Genomic DNA, 21,697 nt, shown 5'->3' on the forward strand with positions numbered 1-21,697 from the left:
CTCGCGGCGGCCGCGCCGGCCGCGAGCGCGACGCCCGGCCCGACCGCGGCACCGGTGGCGGCGGCACCCGAGCCCGGCGTCCGGGTCGCGCTGCAGCAGATCACGCCGCGGGTGCTGCGCCCGGGTGAGGACCTGACGGTGCAGGCCGGGGTGACGAACGGGACGGACGACCCGCTCGACGACGTGACGGTGCTGCTGCGGCTGAGCCGGGTCCGGATCTCCGACCGCGGCGACCTCGCCCGCTGGGTCTCCGACGAGTCCCTCTACCCCGGCGACCCCGTGGCCAGCCACCGGGTGGAGGACCCGCTCGAGCCGACGGCCTCCGTGTCGGTCGAGCTCGACCTCGCGTCGTCGGACGTGCACCTGTTCGACCTGCCGGACACGTCCGGGCCGCGCGGGCTGACGATCCAGGTCCTCGCGCAGGGCCGGGTGGTCGCCCAGGAGCGCACCTTCCTGCTCTGGCAGACGACGGACGCGCAGATCACCCCGGCGCAGGTGGCGGTGCTGCTGCCGGTCACCGGCCCGGCGGTCGACCCGCTCGAGCCGGAGCCGGCACGCACGGAGCTGGAGAGTCTGACCGCGACGGGCGGGCGCCTGACCCAGCTCACGAGCGTCGCCGCGGCCGACTCGTCGGTGTCGCTCGCCGTCGACCCGGCGGTGCTCGACCTCGCCGACGCGTCGGCCGACGGGACGACGGACACCGCGACCCTGTGGGCGTCCCAGGTGCGGAACCTGCAGTCGACCCGGCCCACCGTCTCGCTGCCGTGGGCCGACCCCGACGTCGCCGCCGTCGCGCACGCCGACGCCTCCGAGCTCGTCGATCTCGCCGTCCGCCGCTCCCAGGACGCCGACGACGCCCCCGTGCTGCTGTGGGCGCCGCCGGGCGGCCTCGACGCCAGCGGCGCCGCGGTCGCGGCCGGATCGGGCGCCGCGGCGGTCGTCGGCTCCCCGCGGCGCGCCGGCCAGACGACGCCCGACGCGCACCGGGTCGCGACCACGGACGAGGGTGCGACGACGGTCCTCGTCCCGGACACCACCCTGTCGAACCTGCTCACGGACGCGAGCTCCGCGGGCGCCTCCACCCCGGCCGCCGCGCAGCAGCGCGCGATCGCGGAGCTGGCGGCGATCGCGGGCGCCGGCGAGGCCACGCGCGTGCTCGTCGCCGCGGACCGCGGGTGGACGCCGGACGTCCCCGTCACGCTCCAGCTCCTGCAGGCGCTGCGGGACAACCCCTGGGCCACCACGACCGGCGTCGGCGACCTGCTGACGGGCACGGGCGTGGCCACGCGACCGTCCGCCGCCGTCACCTCTCCCGACGAGCTGCCGCCCGCGCAGGTGCGCGCGCTCGCGAACGCCCGCCGCGACGTCGTCCGCTTCGCCGGCGTCACGCCGGACCCGGCCGCGCTGCTCGACGGCGTCGACGAGGAGACGCTCGCCCCCCTCTCCGTCGCGTGGCGGGACGACGTCGAGGCCCGCACGGACGTCGTCCGGGACGTCGTCGCCGGGCTGCGCGCGCGCACGACCGGGCTCAGCGTGGTGCCCGTGAGCGACGTGAGCGTCGTGAGCGCGACGAGCGAGGTCCGGGTGACCGTGCGCAACGAGCTCACCGTGCCCGCGACCGTCCGGCTGCACGTGGAGCCGCGCAAGGCGTGCCTCGAGGCCGAGGACGTGCCGCTGCTCGAGCTCGACGCGCGCAGCGAGACCGCGGTGCCGGTGCACCTGCAGGCGAACGCCAACTGCGAGGTCGTCGTCACGCTGCGCCTCACGGACGAGGACGGGGCCCGCGTCGGGACCGTCGAGTCCTTCACCGCGCAGGTCCGGCCCACGATCGAGAGCGTGGGCGCCGTGCTCGTCGGCATCCTCCTCGCCATCGGCCTCGTCCTCGGGATCGTCCGGACGATCCGGCGTGGCCAGAGCTCGCGGCGCGGCGCCCGCGTGGACGCGAGCGTCGTCGGGTCGGCCGTCGACGAGCCGGTCCCCGCCACGCCGGCCGGGCGTGAGCCCGCCGACGAGGGACGGGGCGAGCCGAGCGGGACCCGCCCGTGAGCGACGCGGCCGGCAACGACCCCGGCGACAGCGGCCTGCGGCGCGGCGCGGCGCTCATGGCGTCCGGCACCGCCGTCTCCCGGGTGCTCGGGCTCGTGCGCGGCATGGTGCTGGTGGCGGCCGTCGGGGCCACCGGTCAGGCGGCGGACGCGTTCGCCGTCGCCAACAAGCTCCCGAACGTGCTCTACATGCTGCTCGCGGGCGGCGTCCTCAACGCCGTGCTCGTCCCGCAGGTGGTCCGCGCGTACAAGCGCAACGCGGGCCAGGAGTACGTCGACCGCCTGCTGACCTTCGGATTCGCCGCCCTGGCCGTCGCGACGCTCCTGCTCACGGCCGCCTCGCCGCTGCTCGTCCGGCTCTACGCGGACCCGTGCAGCCCGGCGCAGGTCGACCTCGCGACGACGTTCGCGTTCTGGTGCGTCCCGCAGATGTTCTTCTACGGCGCGTACGCCCTCATCGGGCAGGCCCTGAACGCCCGCGGGTCCTTCGGGCCGTTCATGTGGGCGCCCGTCGTCAACAACGTCGTGTCGATCCTCGGGTTCGGCGTCTTCATCGCGGTGTTCGGCAGCGCGGACACGACGCAGGCGGCGTCGTGGACGACGGGCCAGGTGGCGCTGCTCGCCGGCTCCGCGACCCTCGGGGTCGTCGCGCAGGCGCTCGTCCTCATCCCCGCGATGCGCCGCGCCGGCATCTCGTACCGGGTCCGGTGGGGGCTGCGCGGCTCGGGGCTGGGCCGGGCCGGCTCCGTCGCGAAGTGGACGCTCATCGGCCTCGCGATCGGCCAGGTCGGCTTCGTCGTGACCTCGCGCGTCGCGTCGCAGGCCCCGGGCGCGGCGCTCGGCAGCGCGGTCGCCGGGCCCTGCACGCCCGACGGCCCGGTGGCCGGCAACGCCGCGTACGACTGGGCGTTCCTCATCTTCATGCTGCCGCACTCGCTCGTCACCGTGTCGCTGGCGACCGCCCTGTTCACGCGGCTGTCCGCCCAGGCGCACGACGGCGACGTGGCCGCGGTGCGCGGGTCGCTCTCCTACGGCCTGCGTGTGATCGGCGTCTTCACCTCGCTGGCGACCGCCGTGATCATGGTGCTCGCGTTCCCCGTGAGCCGGCTGGTGCTGCTCAACGAGCCCGTCGGCGCCGTGCGCGCCGTCACCGCCGTGGTCGTGGCGATGATCGTCGGCCTGCCGGCGTTCGGCGCCTGGTCGATGTGCCAGCGGGTGTTCTACGCCTACGAGGACGCCCGCTCGATGGTACCGATCCAGGTCGCGATGGCGGCCGTCGTGGTGCTCGGGACGCTCGCCGGTCGGGTCGTGCTGCCGCCGGCCAGCTGGGTCGTGGGCATCGGGCTGTCGATGAGCGCGTCGTACCTCGTCGGCGCGCTCGTCGCCCTGCGGATGCTGCGCCGGCGGCTCGAGCACGTCGACGCCGGACGTGTGCTGTGGCTGCACCTGCGCGCCGGCGCGGCCGCGGCCGCGGTCGCGGTGCTCGGCTTCGTCGTGCGCGTGGCGCTCGACGCCGTGATGGAGCCGACGGTCGGGCGGGCGGTCGTGGAGTGCGTCGTCATCGGCACCGTGATGGCCGTCGCCTACGTGGCCGCGCTGCGCCTGCTGCGCGTCGACGAGCTCGACGGCATGCTCGGTCCCCTGCTCCTGCGGCTGCCGGGCGGGCGGGCGCTCGCGTCGTCCCGGCTAGCATTCGGGAGGAACGAGCAGCACGCACGGACCCGGGTTCAGGAGGCGTCGTTGGCGGAGACGGTCGGACGTGGCACCGTGCTCGCCGGGCGCTACCGGGTGCTCGACGCCCTGCCCTACGACCTGCCCGGCGGCAGCGCGTGGGAGGCCACCGACCAGATCCTCGACCGTCCGGTGCACGTGCGGGTCGTCGAGTCCCGCTCGGTCGCCCAGGCGCTGGACGCGGCGCGCCGTGCCGCGCTCGTCGTCGACCCCCGGCTCGTGCGGGTGCTCGACGTCGGCTCGCAGGGCTCGTCCGGCTACGTGGTGTACGAGCAGGTGGCCGGCCCGTCGCTCGTGGAGCTCGCGGCGCGCGCGCCGCTGACGCCCGAGCAGGCCCGCGCGGTCATCGGCGAGGCCGCCACCGCCCTCGAGGCGGCCCGCCGCCGCGGCGTGCACCACCTGGCGCTGCGCCCGTCGGTGCTGCACGTCAACACCGACGGCCGCGTGCAGCTCTCCGGCCTCGCCCTGGACGCCGCGCAGGCCGGGATCACCGACGCCGACGCCCGTTCCACGTCCCGCGCCGACGCCGTCGGGCTCGTCCGGCTGCTCTACGCGGCCCTCACCGGCACGTGGCCCGCCGACCCGCGGATGCCGGACCTCGCCGGGTCGTCGCTTCCGCCCGCACCCGTCATGGGCGGGGCACCCGTGCCGCCCGCCGACCTGGTGCCCGGCGTCCCGAACGACCTCGACACCCTGTGCACCGTGACGCTGGGCCCCCACGAGGACGGCCCGCACACCCCCGGCGAGGTCGTGCGCGAGCTCGAGCCGTGGGGCAGCATCCGTCCCGCCTTCGACACCGGTCCGACGGCTGCGTCCGTCGCCGCGGTGCAGGGGCCGACGGCCCCGCGCGCCACGGCACCGGTGCCCGCGGACCCGGAGCCCGCGCCCGGACCCTCGCACCCCGACCTGGACCCCGAGCTCGTCGACACCGCGCCGCAGGCGCCGCTCGCGCTGGACGAGCTGGAGGACGAGCCGTACGAGGCCGCGTCCGGCGCCGTCCCGCCCGGGCCGATCGAGGCGCCGCAGCCGGTGCGCCGGCAGTCCGTGCGCGAGTCGTTCGGCCGTCCGACGGCGGGCTCCAACCGACCCGGCACCCCGCCCCCCGCGTTCCCGACCGGCACCGGCGCGTTCAGCCCCACCGGGGCGGGTCCGGCGGCCGGTCCGGCGCGGCAGAGCCTCCTCGGCGCCGGCGGCGCGGCGGCGGCAGCGGCAGCCGCGGCTGCGGCGCCCCAGGCCTCCGACGCGCCCACCGTCCCCTTCTCCGGTGCGACCGGGGACACCTCGTCCGGTGGCGGCCGGACCGACGACGTCTTCGCCGACGTGATCGGCATGCCGGAGGAGCCCCCGCGTCGCAGCCGCACCGCGCTCGTCGTCCTGGCGGGTGTGGCCGTCGTGGTCGTCGTCGTCATCGTCATCGCGTTCCAGGCGCTGTTCTCCAGCCTGGACCGCGGTGCACCCAGTGCCTCGCCCCAGGAGACGCGTCCGTCGGCGTCCGCGTCCGGCTCCCCCTCCACGTCCGAGCCGCCCTCGCAGGAGCCGACCTCGGCCGGACCGCCCCCGCAGATCGCCTCGGCGACCGTCTTCGACCCGTCCGGGGGCGAGGGCGACCACCCCGAGGCCGTGGACCGGGCCTTCGACGGGGACCCGAGCACGTACTGGTACACGATGACCTACAAGCAGGCGAACTTCTCCGGGTTCAAGGAGGCACTCGGCTACCTCGTCACCCTGGAGGAGCCCACCACCGTGGGCTCGGTGACGCTGAACGTCTCCGGTGAGGGCGGCAAGGTCGAGATCCGCGACTCGGACCCGTCGGACCCCGGTGGCGGCACCGTGCTGGCCTCGGGAGCGTTCGCGCCCCAGACGACGCTGACGTTCGACGAGCCGGTGGAGACCGACCACCTGACGATCTGGATCACGGAGCTGCCGACGGCGAACGACGGTGCGTTCCGCCTGGAGCTCAACGAGATCGAGCTGGGCGGCGGAGCGTAGCGGAGGTGGCCGCGAGCGCAGCGAGCGTCCGCCGCAGCGCAGCCGCACGGCGACCGGCAGGACGAGCTGGGCGGCGGAGCGTAGCGGAGGTGGCCGCGAGCGCAGCGAGCGTCCGCCGCAGCGCAGCGCAGCCGCACGGCGACCGGCAGGACGAGCAGCGCAGCGCAGGCGGGCGCGGGGCGCCGTGCCCGGAAGGGAACAGAAGCGCCCTACGATCGGTTAACCGATCAGTCGACCCACCCGCCCGAGGCGTGCCCGCCCGCCGGGCGCCGTCTCACCCTCTTGAGGACTGCCGTGACCGACCAGAACTCCCCCGTGCGCGACCTCGTCATCGTCGGATCCGGTCCTGCCGGGTACACCGCGGCGATCTACGCCGCGCGTGCCGGCCTCGCCCCCGTGGTGGTCGCCGGTTCCGTGACGGCCGGCGGCGCGCTGATGAACACCACCGAGGTGGAGAACTTCCCCGGGTGGCCCGACGGCATCCAGGGCCCCGAGCTGATGGAGAGCCTGCAGAAGCAGGCGGAGCGCTTCGGCGCCGAGGTCGTGTGGGACGACGCGACGTCGCTCGAGCTGACGCAGCCGATCAAGACGATCGTCACCGGCGGCGGTGAGACGTACCGCGCCAAGGCCGTGATCCTGGCGACCGGCTCCGCCTACCGCGAGCTGGGCCTCGAGGACGAGAAGCGGCTGTCGGGCCGCGGCGTCTCGTGGTGCGCGACGTGCGACGGCTTCTTCTTCCGCGACCAGGAGATCGTGGTCGTGGGTGGCGGCGACTCCGCCGTCGAGGAGGCGACGTTCCTGACGCGCTTCGGCAAGCGCGTGCTGATGGTCCACCGCCGTGACCAGCTGCGTGCGTCGAAGATCATGGCGGACCGCGCCGCTGCCGACCCGAAGATCGAGTTCGCGTGGAACAGCGAGGTCGTGGCGATCCACGGGCAGGACAAGGTCACCGGCGTGACCCTGCGCGACACGGTCACCGGCGAGACCCGGGAGCACGAGGCGTCCGGCCTGTTCGTCGCGATCGGCCACGTGCCGCGCACCGACCTGCTGATCGGCCAGGTCGAGCTCGACGACAACGGCTACGTCCAGGTCCAGGGCCGTACCACGCTCACGAACCTGCCCGGCGTGTTCGCGGCCGGCGACGTCGTCGACCACGTCTACCGGCAGGCGATCACCGCTGCCGGCATGGGCTGCTCCGCCGCGCTGGACGCCCAGCACTACCTCGCCGACCTCGGCGTGCCGGACGTGGTCGACCCGCGTCCGACGACCGAGGCCCCTGTTCTCCTGGAGGACGTCCGATGAGCACCACCCCCGTCACCGACGAGACGTTCGCCGACGAGGTCCTCGGCGCCGAGGTCCCCGTCGTGGTCGACTTCTGGGCCCCCTGGTGCGGTCCGTGCCGCATGGTCGCGCCCGTGCTCGAGGAGCTCTCGGAGCAGTACGAGGGCCGGGTGAAGATCGTCAAGCTGAACTCCGACGAGAATCCCAAGGTCACCGGCGACTACGGCGTCGTGTCGATCCCGACGCTGAACATCTACGTGGGTGGCGAGCTGGTGAAGTCCGTCATCGGCGCTCGCCCGAAGTCGATGATCGCGGCGGAGCTCGACGAGCTCCTCGCGTCCGTCTGACGCTCGGCTGCCTCGACGCAGCGTGACGACGGCGAAGCCCGGCCGGTGCTCACCGGCCGGGCTTCGCCGTTCTCAGGTGCGCCTGGTACCGGTCCCCCGTCGCGGCGGCGCCCGCTCCGCTGTCAGCGCCGCAGCAGGCCCGGGTCCTCCGGCGCGAGCAGCTCCAGGATGCGGTTGAGGTCCTGGACGGAGGCGAACTCGACCGTCAGGCGGCCGCGCGACTTCCCGAGCGCCACCTTCACGCGCGTCTCGAACCGGTCCGAGAGTCGGGCGGCGAGGTCGTCGAGCGCCTCGTTCCGCACGCCCGCGCGCGGCTGTGCACGTCGGGCCGGGGCGTCCTCGTCGCCGCCGAGCGCCACCATCTCCTCGACGGTCCGGACCGAGAGACCCTCGGAGACGATGCGCTGCGCGAGCCGCTCCATCGCCGCGCCGTCGGCGAGGCCGAGCAGGGCGCGCGCGTGGCCGGCCGAGATCACGCCCGCCGCCACCCGTCGCTGCACGAGCGGCGGCAGCTTGAGCAGGCGCAGGGTGTTGGAGATCTGCGGCCGGGAGCGGTGGATCCGCGTCGCCAGCTCCTCGTGGGTGCACCCGAAGTCGTCGAGCAGCTGCTGGTAGGCGGCCGCCTCCTCCAGGGGGTTCAGCTGCGAGCGGTGCAGGTTCTCCAGCAGGGCATCGCGCAGGAGGTCGGAGTCGTCCGTCTCTCGGATGATCGCCGGGATGGTGTCGAGGCCGGCCTCCTGCGTCGCGCGCCAGCGGCGCTCGCCCATGATGAGCTCGTAGCCGTCACCCACCGCCCGCACGACGACCGGCTGCAGGACGCCGATCTCGCGGATGGAACCCACCAGCTCGGCGAGCGCCTCCTCGTCGAAGACCGACCGCGGCTGGCGCGGGTTCGGCCGGATCGACTCCACCGGCAGCTCGGCGAACGTCGCCCCGGGCACCGGCAGGAGCCCGTCGAGCTCCTCACCCTCCCGAGGCTGCGAGGCGGTCGCGTCGGCGGGGGCGGTGCTCGCCGCCTGCTCCTGCGTGTCCTGCGGTGCCGCGCCCCCGGGCGCGAGGCCCTGGTCATCCGCGGCAGGCGTCTCACCCGCCGGGTCTCCGGAGGGCGCCGGACGCTCCTCCGTCACCGTGGCGACGGCGCCGGGCGGCCGCTGCTGGGCGGCCTCGTCGCGAGCACGGTTGTCGGGGAAGAAGACGTCCACCGGCCGCTCGGCCGCCGGCTTGTTGTCCGCGCGCCCGTCCAGCCCGGTGGGGATGAGGGCGCCGAGCCCACGTCCGAGCCCGCGTCGCTTCTCGCTCACTGGTCCTCCTGCGCCGGAAAGTCATCGGATGAATCAGGGCTGTGCGTACCGACCGGGACCAGGCGGCCCGACTCGTGGGGAGCGTCGTCGACTGCCGCGACAGCGTCCTGACCTGCGGTTTCACCGCCATCGACGTCGGCGCCGCGCTCCGCGATCTCTCGGGCGGCCTCGAGGTACGCCAGCGCACCGGAGGAGCCGGGGTCGTAGGTGAGGACCGTCTGCCCGTAGCTCGGCGCCTCCGAGATGCGCACCGAGCGCGGCACGGTGGTGCGCAGGGTCCGGTCCGGGAAGTGCTCGCGCACCTCACCGGCGACCTGCTGCGCGAGGTTGGTCCGCGCGTCGTACATCGTCAGCAGGATGGTCGAGACGTGGAGGTCACGGTTGAGGTGCGCCTGGATGAGCTGGATCGTCTTGAGCAGCTGGCTCAGGCCCTCGAGCGCGTAGTACTCGCACTGGATCGGGATGAGGACCTCGCGCCCGACGACGAAGGCGTTGACCGTCAGCAGGCCGAGGCTGGGCGGGCAGTCGACGAAGACGTAGTCGATCCGCTCGAGGCCGTTCTGCTCGCGCCAGCGGAGGTACTCGTCGAGCGCCCCTCGGAGGCGCGTCTCGCGCGCGACCATCGAGACGAGCTCGATCTCCGCGCCGGAGAGCTCGATGGTCGCCGGCAGGCAGAACAGGTTCGGCACGTCAGGGCTCTCCTGCACGGCCTCGTGCATCGGCGCACCGTCGACCAGCACCTCGTAGATCGACGGCGTGCCGGCAGAGTGCTCGATCCCGAGCGCTGTGGAGGCGTTCCCCTGCGGGTCGTTGTCGAGGACGAGCACGTTGAGCCCGGACTGCGCGAGTGCCGCCGCCAGGTTCACCGTGGTCGTCGTCTTCCCGACGCCGCCCTTCTGGTTCGCCACCGTGATGACGCGGGTCTCGGACGGGCGGGGGAAGCGCCGGCCGCGCAGCTCGATGCGCCGCCGCGCGTCCTGACGGAGCTCCGCCATGAGCGGGGTGTCGTCGGAGACCTCAGGGAGGCTCTCGACCAGTGCAGAGCGACGACGCTCGTCGTCGTCCTGAGGCGTGGGCATGGGGTCCTCGTCGTTCCGTGGGGGGAGGTCGCGCTCATTCTCCCCCGCTGCTGGCTCACCTCCGTCCAGCGGACCGCTCTCCGGACGTGTGTCGTTCGCGCCGTCCGGTCCGCCCGAGAGGTCGGGCGTCGGCGACTCGACGGATGGGCCGGCCTGGCCGAGGGCGGCGTCGTCGTGAGGGTCGGCTCTCGAGGGCTCGACATCCACTGCCGGCACCCGAGGGGCCTGCTCGGGGCTTCCCGCACCGGCCGCGTCGGTTTCACGGGGAACGGCCGCCGTTTCACGTGGAACACCGATGGTCGCCATCCGGCTGAGAGCGCCGAACGACGGCTCGTCCCGGTCTGGCGAGTCCAGGCGAGCGCCGGACAGGTCGGATGCCGGCTCCGTCTCGTGCCCGGTGCCCACCGGCGAAGGATCGGAGGCCTGCTCGGTCTCCCCCGCGCTACTGACGTCGCCCCTGAGCGGCGCCTGCACAGCGCGCGATGCGCTGGCCTCCTGAAGGGTGGGCGGCTCCTCGGACGGCGACGCGACCGATGCCGCACCAGCGGTGGCGGAGGCCGCCGGCTCCGGATTGTGGGCTGCCGAGCTTTCGCTGATCGTCAGCGCGCTGCCAGATCCAAGCCACTCCTCAGCGGAGCCGATCGTCCCGTCAGCCGGCGATGCCCCCGAGGGCGATGCGGGGCCGCCGGCAGCAGGCGGCTCTGTTCCACGTGAAACGGGAACCGGGTCCGCCTTGCGCTTCTTCCTACCGAACACTGCGGGTCACCTCCGGACAGCGCGCACGATGGTCGTGGACTCGGCCCCCGGAAGGGTCGACGCGGTCAGCACCTCGACGTCACGGAGACCCAGGCGTGCGGCCAGGCGACTCGACGCCTCCACCTCGTCGGCCGCGCGGGCGCCCTTGAGTGCCACCAACGTCCCGCCCGGCCTCAGCAGCGGAACGGTCCACCGGTAGAGCTTCTCCAGCCCGGCCACGGCTCTGGCGGTGACGACGTTCGCCTGCATCGGGATCTCGGGGGCCCTGCCGCGGACGACCTCCACGTGGGGAAGGGCCAGCGCGTCCACGACCTCCCGCAGCCAGTCGACCCGGCGCTCCATCGGCTCGAGCAGCACGATGCGCTGGTCGGGGCGCATGCAGGCGATCACCACGCCGGGGAGCCCCGCGCCGCTGCCCACGTCGACGACGTCGCCCTGGTCGGGGAGGAACGGCACGACCGCAGCGGAGTTGAGGAGGTGCCGCTCCCAGAGCCGCCCTACCTCCCGGGGCCCCACGAGGCCCCGCAGCACCCCGTCCGACACGAGCATTCGACGGAACGCCGACACGCGGTCCCATGCGGGTCCGAAGTACTCCGGGAGCCGGTCGTCGCCCTCCCACGGGTCGTCCGCAGCCTCGGACTCGTCCGGTGGCCGGGGCGCTTCAGACAACAGGGACTCCTCGGTGCTCGGCGCTGGGCGTCGGGTCAACCCGACGCCGCCACGCTACCGTGCGGCAACCGGGTCCCCGGGCCGTCTCCACAGCGAGCCGCGGCAACCGGCGCGGCGCCCAGGTCCACGCCAAGCGGATGCGCAGGAGCACCTTCGCCTGGTGCATCGCACTCCCCGGCCCCCGGCGGCGCCGCCATGGTGACCGCTCGCCGCACGGGCTCAGGCAGACGATGGCTGGAGGGCTAGGGCTATGCCGGTGGGGCGGTCTCACGCCCGCCCGTGCCGGCCACGGCGCGCGCAGATCAGACCGACCACAACAAGGGCACATCGACACGGGCAGGTCCGCCCGTTGCCCACGCACTAACCGTCTAGCGCCGCGCACGCTCTTCACCTCCCCGGAGGTGCCGCGGGATTCCACGCCGCGTCGGTTTCACGTGGAACGTCGTGCGAGGAGCCCTCCAGGAGGCATTGGCCCTAAGCGAGAGCCGCGCCGGCGGGCTGCTCCCACGCGCCTCTCGATTCACGTGGAACGCCGGGCCACGGCACGGACGCGCGAAGGCTCGCGTCGAGTGCGCGCAATCGGTCGCCTCCCGCACGGTGACGCAGTTCGATCGCTCGTCGGGTAGCGAATGGCGTCGGTGTCTTCTGCCCCCCGGTGCAATCGCCGGGCCACGCGGTCGCGGATCCGGTGTTTCGGCACACCATGCCCGTCGACCACAGACCGCGCGGGCGCCTGCAGGCTGTCGGCGCGCCTCCGACCGCGTCGCCGCCTGGCGGACAGACCGACCACCGTCCAGGCGCCTGCGATTGGATGCGGGGCACAGGCCCGCTTGGGCGCCCGGGCTCCTGCTCGCTCTCCCCGCCACGCCAGCTGCACTCCCTCTGCATACGAGCCATCGATCCGGCGCCCCCCGTGCGCGCGGCCCGCGTCATGCACCCGCGCTACCCACGCTCCCTCCGGACCTCGTCGATCGCCGAGGAGTGCCGGGCACCTTGGCAAGCCCTTGCCGGACGACCGCCAGCGCAGAGCGGCTTCTTGTTCCACGTGGAACGTCGTGCCCGCGAGCGCCCGACAAGGGCTCGGCGCCACCCCGTGAACAGTCGGGCCGACATCGCGTTCCACGTGAAACATGGTCGGCAGCCGACGGGACCCCGCCGTCACGGGTGTGAGCTAGGCCCACAGGAGCGGCGCGGCTTGTCGGAACAGCCGCGTCACCGCTCTGTACCCCCAGAGCGTTCGGTCCGATCGCTGGCGGCTTAAGGGCTTCGCGCTTCCGTCACCTGCACACCCAGCCCTTCAAACGAGGCCTCCCCCGCCCGGCCGACGCAACTCGCCCGGCGCCGCTGTTCCACGTGAAACACCGTCGGCCACAACGCAGGCGGGTGCCGCATCGACCCGGGATGCCCTCCGGCACGCCGCGCGATCTCAGCCCGCAGGAGTGGCGGACGGGTCGTCCGGGCAGGCTCGTCACCCCTGCGCAGCTTCAGAAGTGACGCCTCCCCCTCGCCGACGACGTGGATCCGCCTGGCGGTAGGTGGTTCCACGTGAAACACCGCCGGGCACAACAAGGGCGGGTGGCCATCGGCCACCCGCCCTCGTGACAGCCGCTCAGGCCTGGCGGATCACCACGTGCCGGCTCGGCTCCACGCCCTCGGAGTCGCTGGCGAGGCCGGCCGCCGCGACGGCGTCGTGCACGACCTTGCGCTCGAACGGGTTCATCGCCTCGAGAGCGACCGGCTGGCCCGTCTCCTTCACCCGCGCGATGGCCTCGTCGGCGACGGCGACGAGCTCGGCGCGCCGGGCGGCGCGGTGACCTGCGATGTCGAGCATGAGCCGGCTGCGCTCGCCCGTCTTGGCCTGGACCGCGAGCCGGGTGAGCTCCTGCAGCGCGTCGAGCACCTCGCCGTCACGACCGGTGAGCCGACGCAGGGAGCGGTCGTCCTCCTCCTCCGACACGATCTCGACAGCGGCGCGGCCGTGGTCCACGTCGATGTCGATGTCGCCGTCGATGTCGGCGATGTCCAGCAGCTCCTCGAGGTAGTCGGCGGCGATCTCGCCCTCCTCCTCGAGTCGCTTGGTGGTGGCGCCGCCCTGGGTGGCGTCAGCCTGCGAAGCCGTCACAGCTCTCTCCGATCGTCCTTGGTGGTGCGGCGCTTGCCCTTCGCGCTCGGCGTCGTCGACGACGCCTTGCTCGTCGGGGCGGCGTCGCCGCTGGGCTTGTCCGTGGGCTTCGGCGTCGTCGCCTCCGCGGGGGAGGTCGCGCCGGCGGCCGTGTCGGGCTGCGTCGTCGTCGGCCGGGTGGCGGGAGTGCCCTTGGCGCGGTCCTTGCGCTTCGGCTGCTGGCGCTGGCCGCTCTTCGGGCGGTCCTCGATCACGGCGGCGGTCGGCGCATCCTCGATCGCGGCTCCACCGCGACGGGCGGCCTTGCGCGCCTGACGCTCCTTGAAGGCCTTCTCCGCCTCCGAGCCGGGCGCCGGCATACGCCGGATCGTGTAGAACTGCTGGCCCATCGACCACAGGTTCGTCGTCGTCCAGTAGAGCAGCACACCGATCGGGAAGTTGACGCCCGAGAACGCGAAGATCAGCGGCAGGACGTACAGCAGCACCTTCTGCTGCTGGGCCATCGGCCCCTGCAGCGCCGACGGCGGCATGTTCTTCATCGTCAGCTGGCGCTGGGTGGTGAAGGTCGTCACCGACATCGCGACGATCAGCAGCGCGGTGACGATCTTGGTGTTGAGGCTGGCGCCCTCCTGGAGGAACCAGCTCGACAGCGGAGCGCCGAAGATCGTCGCCGACTCGGCCTGCGCCGCGACGTCGGCGGTCATCGGGCCGACGCCCGGGTGGGTGCCCTCGGCGATCGACGGCAGCTGGTACAGCACGCGGAACAGCGCGAAGAAGATCGGCGACTGCAGCAGGATCGGCAGGCAGGACGCGAACGGGTTCGTGCCGTGCTTGCGGTACAGCTCCATCGTCTCGCGGCTCATGGCCTCGCGGGACGCCGGGTCGGTCTTCCCCTTGTACTTCTTCTGGATCGCCTGCATCTCGGGCGCGAGGAGCTGCATGCCTCGCGACGCCTTGATCTGCTTGAAGAACAACGGGATCAGCACGATCCGGATGACGATCACCAGGCCGACGATCGACAGCGCCCAGGAGGTGCCACCCGCCGGGTCCAGCCCGAGCGAGGTGAGCAGGTCGTGCCAGAGCACCATGATCCACGCGACCACCCACATGATCGGGTGGAGCAGCTGCTCGAACCAGGGCAACGACGCCGGCTGGGCGTCGGCGGACATCAGTACCGCGGACCACTGCATGTGGGGTGGGCTCCTCGTCGTTCCGTCAGTGCGTGGGCTGGGCCACGTGAGAGTGGTGCGTGTGCGCGCGGGGCGAGCGCTCACGGGCGGGCGGCACGTCGTCGACGCCGCCAGGCGCCCACGGGTGGCACCGTGCGACCCGGCGCACGGCGAGCCACGTCCCGCGCACGGCACCGTGCCGGCGCAGGGCGGTCACGGCGTACGACGAGCAGGACGGGTAGTACCGGCACGTCGGGGGCGTGAGCGGCGAGAACACCACCTGGTACACCCGTACCAGTCCGATGAGCGTCAGGACGGGCAGCCGACGGACGAGCCGGAGGAGCCGACGGCCGCTCATGCCCTCCCCCTCTGCTCGCCCCGGCGTCGCGCCGTGGCGATCGCCCGGTCCAGGTCCCGCCCGAGCTCCTCGTACGACGCCGACGCCGAGGGCGCCAGGGCGCGGACGACGACCTGCCCGTCGAGCCGGTCGAGCCGGTCGTGCACGAGTGCCCGCAGCCGGCGCTTCACACGGTTGCGGTGCACCGCCGTCCCGACGGCCTTGGACACGACGAAACCGACCACCGGGCCCGAGGGCCGGTGGTCGGTTCCAGGTGTCATGTGGACCACGAGCGTCGGACGCCCGCCGCGCGCACCGTGCCGCACCGCCTGCTCGAACTGCGCAGCGCGGCGCATCCGGTGCGCGGCGGGCAGCACCGCGGTCGGATCAGGCCGACAGCTCGGAGCGACCCTTGCGGCGGCGCGCCGCGAGGATCGCCCGACCGGCGCGCGTGCGCATCCGGAGGCGGAAGCCGTGCGTCTTGGCGCGGCGCCGGTTGTTCGGCTGGAACGTGCGCTTGCTCACGAGGATCTCCCGTTACTTCTAGGGCGCCACGCGTGCGCGCGACGATGTCTGGCTGCCGAGCTCGACTGCTCCACGGAACACCCGCGTCACCAGGGGACGAGGTGCGGCGTCTGGGCGCGCCAGCAGGAGCCATCAGGAAGGCTGGACAACGGTACGTCGTGCCGGTCGGACCGGTCAAATACATGGGGAGCGCGCGCAAGTACCACCGCCCCGACGCGCCGACCCGGCGACACGCCGGGAGTCGGGCGTCCGTCCAGGACCTCACCCGCTCGGACGCTTGGCGACCACCGTCCCCGCGCCGCTAGCATCGTCCGGTCGCCCCCACCCGACCGCACCGCCGACGCCGTCGGACGGTCGATCCACGCGGGGTGACGAGCACCGACGACGGGCTTGCGACTCGTCGCGTCAGCGCCCAGACTTCCGTCTCACGTCCGCTCACAGGTGTGGACAACTGTGTGGACAACTCATGGCGGCCGCACTCGCCGACCCGATCAGCCGAGGTAGGACGTGGCACAGGACCAAGAGCTCGCACGAGTCTGGGGCCACGTCGTCACCACGCTCGAGTCGAGCCCGGACATCACTCCCCGCCAGCTGGCCTTCGTCCGGCTCGCCCGCCCGCTCGGCCTGCTCGACGGCACGCTCCTGCTCGCGGTGGGCAACGACCTGACCAAGGAGTACCTCGAGACGCGCGTCCGCGCCGAGGTCTCGGAGGCGCTCGGCGACGCACTCGGCCGCGAGGCCCGGTTCGCGATCACGGTCGACCCCGACCTCGCGGACGAGCCGGCCCCGGCGATCACCCTCACCCCTCCCCCGGCCGCGCCGGTGCCCGAGCCCCACCGTGAGACGACCCCCGACCGCGCCGCCGACCACGACGGGCACGACCTCGCTCCCGTCCGCCCCATCGAGACGGCCCGCTCGGCGGACGCGCCCCACCGCCGGCCCGCGACCGAGCCGGCGCGTCTGAACCCGAAGTACCAGTTCGAGACCTTCGTCATCGGCTCGTCCAACCGCTTCGCGCACGCCGCCGCCGTCGCCGTCGCGGAGGCGCCGGCCAAGGCCTACAACCCGCTGTTCATCTACGGCGACTCGGGCCTCGGCAAGACGCACCTGCTGCACGCGATCGGCCACTACGCGCAGAACCTCTACCCGAGCGTGCGGGTGCGCTACGTGAACTCCGAGGAGTTCACCAACGACTTCATCAACTCGATCTCTGAGGGCCGCGCCGGCGCGTTCCAGCGCCGCTACCGCGAGGTCGACGTGCTCCTCATCGACGACATCCAGTTCCTGCAGGGCAAGGAACAGACGATGGAGGAGTTCTTCCACACGTTCAACACGCTGCACAACGCGAACAAGCAGGTCGTCATCACCTCCGACCTGCCGCCCAAGCAGCTCAACGGCTTCGAGGACCGGATGCGGTCCCGGTTCGAGTGGGGACTCATCACCGACGTCCAGCCGCCGGACCTCGAGACCCGCATCGCGATCCTGCGCAAGAAGGCCGGCGGGGAGAAGCTCGCGGCGCCGCCCGAGGTGCTCGAGTACATCGCGTCCAAGATCTCGACGAACATCCGCGAGCTCGAGGGCGCGCTCATCCGCGTGACCGCGTTCGCGAACCTCAACCGGCAGCAGGTCGACCTGTCCGTCGCGGAGATCGTCCTCAAGGACCTCATCACCGACGACGAGACCGCCGAGATCACCGCGACGCAGGTGATCGGCCAGACCGCCGCCTACTTCGGGCTCTCGATCGAGGACCTGTGCGGCTCGAGCCGCAGCCGCGTGCTCGTCACGGCCCGCCAGATCGCGATGTACCTGTGCCGCGAGCTGACCGACCTCTCGCTGCCGAAGATCGGCCAGGCGTTCGGCGGGCGCGACCACACGACCGTCATGCACGCGAACCGGAAGATCCGGGAGCTCATGGCGGAGCGACGGTCGATCTACAACCAGGTCACCGAGCTGACGAACCGCATCAAGCAGCAGTCGCGCGGCTGAGTCGTCCCCAGGTTTTTCCACAAGGCCCCCGGCGCACCTGGGGAAATCGCGCCGGCCACGTCAGGACGACGCCCATGAACGCGGCCGATTGGGCACATCCGCCCACCACAATTCGCTGACCTGCAGTGACGCAGGCAGAGTGCCGCCGGTCGGGCCGAAACGGGACGAACCGGGCTCCCGCCCGCCCCGGGGCGCTGACCTGCACAGAGGCCCGTGGGGCGCTCCGACGCCGTCGAGCCCAACCTTCATCCCCAGGATCAGACATGCATGGGACGAATACGCACACCTGTGCATGCCCCTGTGGACGACGGTGGACGAACGGCCTCCGGTCGTGGACGGCGGGCCTCCGGGCCGTGGACACCGGATGAACACCCGGCGACCGTCCACGGACGTCCACGGCGGCAGCCGCCGCCGTCCCCACGCGACCCACAGCCCGACGCGCGGCGTGACCAGGGACGACACCCGTCGTCCACACGGTCCACAGCACCGATGACGATGACGACACCTTTCTCGTCCGGATGATCCACACACCGGCGAAGGGCTGTGGCGCGCGGCCCGGACGACACAGTCCTTGTCATCCACCCCCGCGCACCACGGCGTCGGACGTCTCGCGTAGTCTTCGCTCCACTGGTCGCGCCGCCGCGCGCCGGCACGTCGAACGACAGGACGCCCCGCAGGCGCGTCGTCCGCACGGGGCCGTGCACGCACGTGGCCGCGACCGCGCCGGACGACGAAGAGGTGACATCCCGATGAGGTTCCGCGTCGAGCGCGACGTCCTCGCCGACGCCGTCACGTGGACGGCCCGCAGCCTGCCGACGCGACCGCCGGTGCCGGTGCTCGCGGGCGTGCGCATCCAGGCCGACGCGACGGGCACGATCGAGCTCTCGAGCTTCGACTACGAGGTCTCGGCCCGCTCGCAGATCCCCGCGGACGTCTCGGAGCCGGGCGTGGTCCTGGTCTCGGGCCGGCTCCTCGCCGAGATCGCGCGCGCTCTCCCCGACAAGCCGGTCGAGGTCGCGCTGGACGGCACGAAGGTCGTCGTCACGTGCGGTGCCAGCCGCTTCACGCTCCTGACGATGCCGGTCGAGGACTACCCGCGCCTGCCGGTCATGCCGCCCACCACCGGGTCGGTCGACGGCGACGACCTCACGCACGCCGTCGCCCAGGTGTCGGTCGCGGCGAGCCGTGACGACACGCTGCCGCTGCTCACCGGCGTGCGCGTCGAGATCGAGGGCGAGAAGGTGACGCTCCTCGCGACGGACCGCTACCGGCTCGCGCTGCGGGAGCTCACCTGGAAGCCGTCGACGCCCGACGTCTCCGCCGTCGCGCTCGTCCGGGCGCGCACGCTCTCGGACGCGGCGAAGTCGCTCGGCTCCGCCGGTGCCGTGACGATCGCGCTGCAGACCGGCCAGGGCGTCGACCTCATCGGCTTCGAGGCGGCCGGGCGGCAGACGACGAGCCTCCTCGTGGACGGGGACTACCCCGCGGTCCGCCGCCTGTTCCCCGACGAGACGCCGATCCACGCCGTCGTGGCGAAGGGACCGCTCACGGAGGCGGCCAAGCGCGTCGCCCTCGTCGCGGAGCGGAACACGCCCATCCGGCTGTCGTTCTCCGAGGGCCAGGTCGTGCTCGACGCCGGGCAGGGCGACGACGCGCAGGCGTCCGAGGCCCTCGAGGCCACGCTGGTCGGCGACGACATCTCGGTCGCCTTCAACCCGCAGTTCCTGCTCGACGGGCTCGGTGCCCTGGACACGCCGTTCGTCCGGCTGTCCTTCACCCACCCGAACAAGCCGGTGGAGTTCACGGGCCAGGACGAGCAGGACGGCGAGGACTTCCAGGAGTACCGCTACCTGCTGGTGCCGATCCGCTTCGCCAGCTGAGGCGGGCCGCGCGAGCCCGCAGGGCTCCGGGGCAGGGCACGACGCGACGCCGCGCCCGGCACGCGGCAGAGTGAGGGGCGGCGGAGCGCGCGGCGCGCCGTCGGGTCAGAGGCGAGGGGCGAGGGAGCGCAGTCATGCACATCGGTCTGGTCGGTCTGGGCAAGATGGGCGCGAACATGCGGGAACGCATCCGTCGCGCGGGCATCGAGGTCACGGGGTTCGACCGCAACCCGGACGTCACCGACGTCGACTCGCTCGACGCGCTGGTCGAGGCGCTCCCGGCCGGGCAGCGGGTCGTGTGGGTGATGGTGCCGTCGGGCCCGATCACCGACGGGGTGATCCGCGACCTCGCCGACCGGCTCACCGAGGGCGACGTCGTGGTGGACGGCGGGAACTCGTACTACCAGGACGACGTGCCGCACGCGGAGCTGCTCGCGGCGAAGGGCATCGGGTTCGTCGACGCGGGCGTCTCGGGCGGGGTCTGGGGGCTCGACGTCGGCTACGGCCTCATGGTCGGCGGCGCCCCCGAGCACGTCGAGAAGCTGATGCCCGTGTTCGACGCGCTGCGGCCGGAGGGGGCCCGCGAGGACGGGTTCGTCCACGCCGGCACGGTCGGCGCGGGCCACTTCGCGAAGATGGTGCACAACGGCATCGAGTACGGGCTGATGCAGGCGTACGCCGAGGGCTACGAGCTGCTCGCTGCGAAGGACCTGGTCACGGACGTGCAGGGCACGATGCGCGCGTGGACCAAGGGCACCGTCGTGCGCTCGTGGCTGCTCGAGCTGCTGGTCCGGGCGCTGCAGCAGGACCCGGGCCTCGCCGAGATCGACGACTGGGTCGAGGACTCGGGCGAGGGCCGGTGGACCGTCGACGAGGCGATCGACCTCGCCGTGCCGGCGCCCGTCATCTCGGCGGCGCTCTTCGCGCGGTTCGCGTCCCGCCAGGGCGAGTCGCCGGCGATGAAGGCCGTCGCGGCCCTGCGCCAGCAGTTCGGCGGGCACGCGGTGAAGCCCGCGGGCACGGGCGCGCCGGTGACCAGCACGACGCCGGTGCCCGACGCGGCCGTCCCGCCGTCCGCCTGAGCGCGGGCCGGGGGACAATGGGCCCGGGCCCGGCTCCCGCCGCGGCCCGCCCTCGTGCCCCTCGACCCTGACCGGACGGCCGCCCTCGATGTACGTCTCGCACGTGACGCTGACCGACTTCCGGTCGTACCCGCACGTCGACCTGCCGCTCGAGCCGGGCATCACCGCCCTCGTCGGGCCCAACGGCCAGGGGAAGACGAACCTCGTCGAGGCGATCGGCTACGTGGCGACCCTCGGCAGCCACCGGGTCCCCTCCGACGCCGCCCTCGTGCGCGCGGGGCAGCCCCGGGCGGTCGTCGGCGCGAAGATCGTGCGCGAGCTCGAGCCCGGGCGGCCGCGCGCGACGCTCGTCGAGATCGAGGTGACGCCGGGCCGGGCGAACCGCGCCCGCGTGAACGGCGGCTCGCCGGTGCGGTCGCGGGACGTGCTGGGCATCCTGCGCTCGGTGCTGTTCGCGCCGGAGGACCTCTCGCTCGTCAAGGGCGATCCCGACGGGCGCCGCCGGTTCCTCGACGAGCTGCTCGTGCAGCTCACCCCCCGGACGGCCGGCACGATCGCGGACTACGAGCGGGTGCTCAAGCAGCGGTCGGCGCTGCTGAAGTCCGCCGGCGCCGCGCGCCGGGGCGGCGGGTCGGGCGCCGACCTGCGCACCCTCGACGTCTGGGACGCCAAGCTCGCGCAGCTCGGGGCCCGCCTGGTGGTGGACCGCCGCCGGCTGGTGACCGCGCTGGCGCCGCACGTCGCGCACGCGTACGAGCAGGTCAGCGGCGGCCAGGGTGCGGCGGTCATCACCTACCGGACGTCGCTCGAGCAGGTGCTCGAGGACCCGGACGCCGTCCGCGACGCGTCCGTCGAGCTCGTCGAGGCACAGCTGCTCGAGGCGATGGGCCGCCTCCGGGGCAAGGAGATCGAGCGCGGGGTCTCGCTCGTCGGCCCGCACCGCGACGACCTCGTCCTCACGCTCGGGGGGCTGCCGGCGAAGGGATACGCCAGCCACGGGGAGTCGTGGTCGTTCGCCCTGGCGCTGCGGCTCGCCTCGTTCACCGTGCTGACGACCGGCGGCGCCTCGGACGACGCCGACGGCCTCCCCGGCGCGGACTGGGGGCCCGACGGCGAGCCCGTGCTGGTGCTGGACGACGTGTTCGCCGAGCTCGACGCGCGCCGCCGCGAGCGGCTGGCCGAGCTCGTGGCCTCGGCGCGCCAGGTCCTCATCACCGCGGCCGTCGCGGAGGACGTCCCGGAGCCGCTCGCCGGCATGCGCGTCGACGTGATGGGTGGCGAGGTGGCGCGTGTCCTCTGACGGCCCGGCCCGTCCCGACCCGCTGCGTCCGGACGTCCCGCTCGGGGACCTGACCCCCCCGCGGCAGGTGGCGGCGGCGGCGCTCGGCCGGGCCCGGC

The 21,697-nt window shown here is 73.5% G+C and carries 16 protein-coding genes; 8 read left to right on the forward strand and 8 right to left on the reverse strand.

Annotated features, from left to right (window positions below; all coding sequences use genetic code 11):
• From HGCM_RS04065 to trxA, 4 genes are all read left to right on the forward strand, one after another.
• A partial coding sequence (locus HGCM_RS04065) for a DUF6049 family protein (protein WP_019135607.1) occupies positions 1 to 2,046 on the forward strand: 2,046 nt, incomplete at its 5' end.
• The gene (locus HGCM_RS20170) at positions 2,043 to 5,765 is read left to right on the forward strand and encodes a lipid II flippase MurJ (protein WP_019135608.1); all 3,723 of its coding nucleotides are present in this window, start codon (positions 2,043 to 2,045) and stop codon (positions 5,763 to 5,765) included. The genes HGCM_RS04065 and HGCM_RS20170, both read left to right, overlap by 4 nt.
• Positions 5,766 to 6,059: 294 nt before the next feature.
• The gene (gene trxB / locus HGCM_RS04075) at positions 6,060 to 7,067 is read left to right on the forward strand and encodes a thioredoxin-disulfide reductase (RefSeq protein WP_019135609.1); all 1,008 of its coding nucleotides are present in this window, start codon (positions 6,060 to 6,062) and stop codon (positions 7,065 to 7,067) included.
• On the forward strand, positions 7,064 to 7,393 hold the full coding sequence (trxA, locus tag HGCM_RS04080) for a thioredoxin (protein ID WP_019135610.1): 330 nt from the start codon (positions 7,064 to 7,066) through the stop codon (positions 7,391 to 7,393). The genes trxB and trxA overlap by 4 nt, the downstream gene beginning before the upstream one ends.
• Positions 7,394 to 7,515: 122 nt before the next feature.
• Here trxA and HGCM_RS04085 read toward each other — a convergent pair whose 3' ends face one another.
• The 8 genes from HGCM_RS04085 to rpmH all read right to left on the reverse strand — a co-directional run bounded on the left by HGCM_RS04085 (position 7,516) and on the right by rpmH (position 15,351).
• Positions 7,516 to 8,694: a ParB/RepB/Spo0J family partition protein gene (locus HGCM_RS04085; protein WP_019135611.1), complete on the reverse strand. Its 1,179-nt coding sequence runs from the start codon at positions 8,692 to 8,694 to the stop codon at positions 7,516 to 7,518.
• The gene (locus HGCM_RS20530) at positions 8,691 to 10,529 is read right to left on the reverse strand and encodes an AAA family ATPase (RefSeq protein ID WP_281286085.1); all 1,839 of its coding nucleotides are present in this window, start codon (positions 10,527 to 10,529) and stop codon (positions 8,691 to 8,693) included. Before HGCM_RS20530 ends, HGCM_RS04085 begins: the two co-directional genes overlap by 4 nt.
• Before the next feature lie 6 nt (positions 10,530 to 10,535).
• A complete protein-coding gene (rsmG, locus tag HGCM_RS04095; protein ID WP_019135613.1) occupies positions 10,536 to 11,198 on the reverse strand; it encodes a 16S rRNA (guanine(527)-N(7))-methyltransferase RsmG in 663 nt (220 codons plus the stop codon).
• 1,609 nt (positions 11,199 to 12,807) lie between these two features.
• The gene (locus tag HGCM_RS04100) at positions 12,808 to 13,320 is read right to left on the reverse strand and encodes a Jag family protein (RefSeq protein ID WP_019135614.1); all 513 of its coding nucleotides are present in this window, start codon (positions 13,318 to 13,320) and stop codon (positions 12,808 to 12,810) included.
• Entirely contained in the window at positions 13,317 to 14,510 is a 1,194-nt protein-coding gene (gene yidC, locus HGCM_RS04105; protein WP_370906316.1) for a membrane protein insertase YidC, read from the reverse strand. Before yidC ends, HGCM_RS04100 begins: the two co-directional genes overlap by 4 nt.
• Positions 14,511 to 14,535: 25 nt before the next feature.
• Entirely contained in the window at positions 14,536 to 14,847 is a 312-nt protein-coding gene (gene yidD / locus HGCM_RS04110) for a membrane protein insertion efficiency factor YidD (RefSeq protein WP_019135616.1), read from the reverse strand.
• Entirely contained in the window at positions 14,844 to 15,182 is a 339-nt protein-coding gene (gene rnpA, locus HGCM_RS04115; protein WP_246119485.1) for a ribonuclease P protein component, read from the reverse strand. Before rnpA ends, yidD begins: the two co-directional genes overlap by 4 nt.
• 31 nt (positions 15,183 to 15,213) lie before the next feature.
• Positions 15,214 to 15,351: a 50S ribosomal protein L34 gene (rpmH, locus tag HGCM_RS04120; protein ID WP_013885212.1), complete on the reverse strand. Its 138-nt coding sequence runs from the start codon at positions 15,349 to 15,351 to the stop codon at positions 15,214 to 15,216.
• A 507-nt stretch (positions 15,352 to 15,858) separates the two neighbouring features.
• On the opposite strand from rpmH, the gene dnaA reads away from it, so the two are divergent.
• From dnaA to recF, 4 genes are all read left to right on the forward strand, one after another.
• Complete coding sequence (dnaA, locus tag HGCM_RS04125) at positions 15,859 to 17,337, forward strand: chromosomal replication initiator protein DnaA (RefSeq protein ID WP_019135618.1); 1,479 nt, start codon at positions 15,859 to 15,861, stop codon at positions 17,335 to 17,337.
• A 749-nt stretch (positions 17,338 to 18,086) separates the two neighbouring features.
• Complete coding sequence (gene dnaN, locus HGCM_RS04130; RefSeq protein WP_019135619.1) at positions 18,087 to 19,217, forward strand: DNA polymerase III subunit beta; 1,131 nt, start codon at positions 18,087 to 18,089, stop codon at positions 19,215 to 19,217.
• A 134-nt stretch (positions 19,218 to 19,351) separates the two neighbouring features.
• Positions 19,352 to 20,299, forward strand: coding sequence for a phosphogluconate dehydrogenase (NAD(+)-dependent, decarboxylating) (gnd, locus tag HGCM_RS16790; RefSeq protein ID WP_019135620.1), 948 nt, complete (start codon positions 19,352 to 19,354; stop codon positions 20,297 to 20,299).
• Between the two features lie 88 nt (positions 20,300 to 20,387).
• Positions 20,388 to 21,599, forward strand: a complete 1,212-nt coding sequence (recF, locus tag HGCM_RS04140) for a DNA replication/repair protein RecF (protein ID WP_019135621.1) — start codon at positions 20,388 to 20,390, stop codon at positions 21,597 to 21,599.
• Positions 21,600 to 21,697: the final 98 nt, after the last annotated feature.

Origin of the sequence: Cellulomonas massiliensis JC225 (assembly GCF_000312005.1) — a bacterium.
In the GTDB taxonomy this organism is placed as follows: Bacteria; Actinomycetota; Actinomycetes; order Actinomycetales; family Cellulomonadaceae; genus Cellulomonas; species Cellulomonas massiliensis.

Excerpts from the sequence above, each read along its gene's own strand:
- trxA (WP_019135610.1), top strand. The coding sequence starts at position 7,064 with ATGAGCACCACCCCCGTCACCGACGAGACGTTCGCCGACGAGGTCCTC.
- recF (WP_019135621.1), top strand. The coding sequence starts at position 20,388 with ATGTACGTCTCGCACGTGACGCTGACCGACTTCCGGTCGTACCCGCAC.
- dnaN (WP_019135619.1), top strand. The coding sequence starts at position 18,087 with ATGAGGTTCCGCGTCGAGCGCGACGTCCTCGCCGACGCCGTCACGTGG.
- yidD (WP_019135616.1), bottom strand. The coding sequence starts at position 14,847 with ATGAGCGGCCGTCGGCTCCTCCGGCTCGTCCGTCGGCTGCCCGTCCTG.
- rnpA (WP_246119485.1), bottom strand. The coding sequence starts at position 15,182 with ATGCGCCGCGCTGCGCAGTTCGAGCAGGCGGTGCGGCACGGTGCGCGC.
- yidC (WP_370906316.1), bottom strand. The coding sequence starts at position 14,510 with ATGCAGTGGTCCGCGGTACTGATGTCCGCCGACGCCCAGCCGGCGTCG.
- gnd (WP_019135620.1), top strand. The coding sequence starts at position 19,352 with ATGCACATCGGTCTGGTCGGTCTGGGCAAGATGGGCGCGAACATGCGG.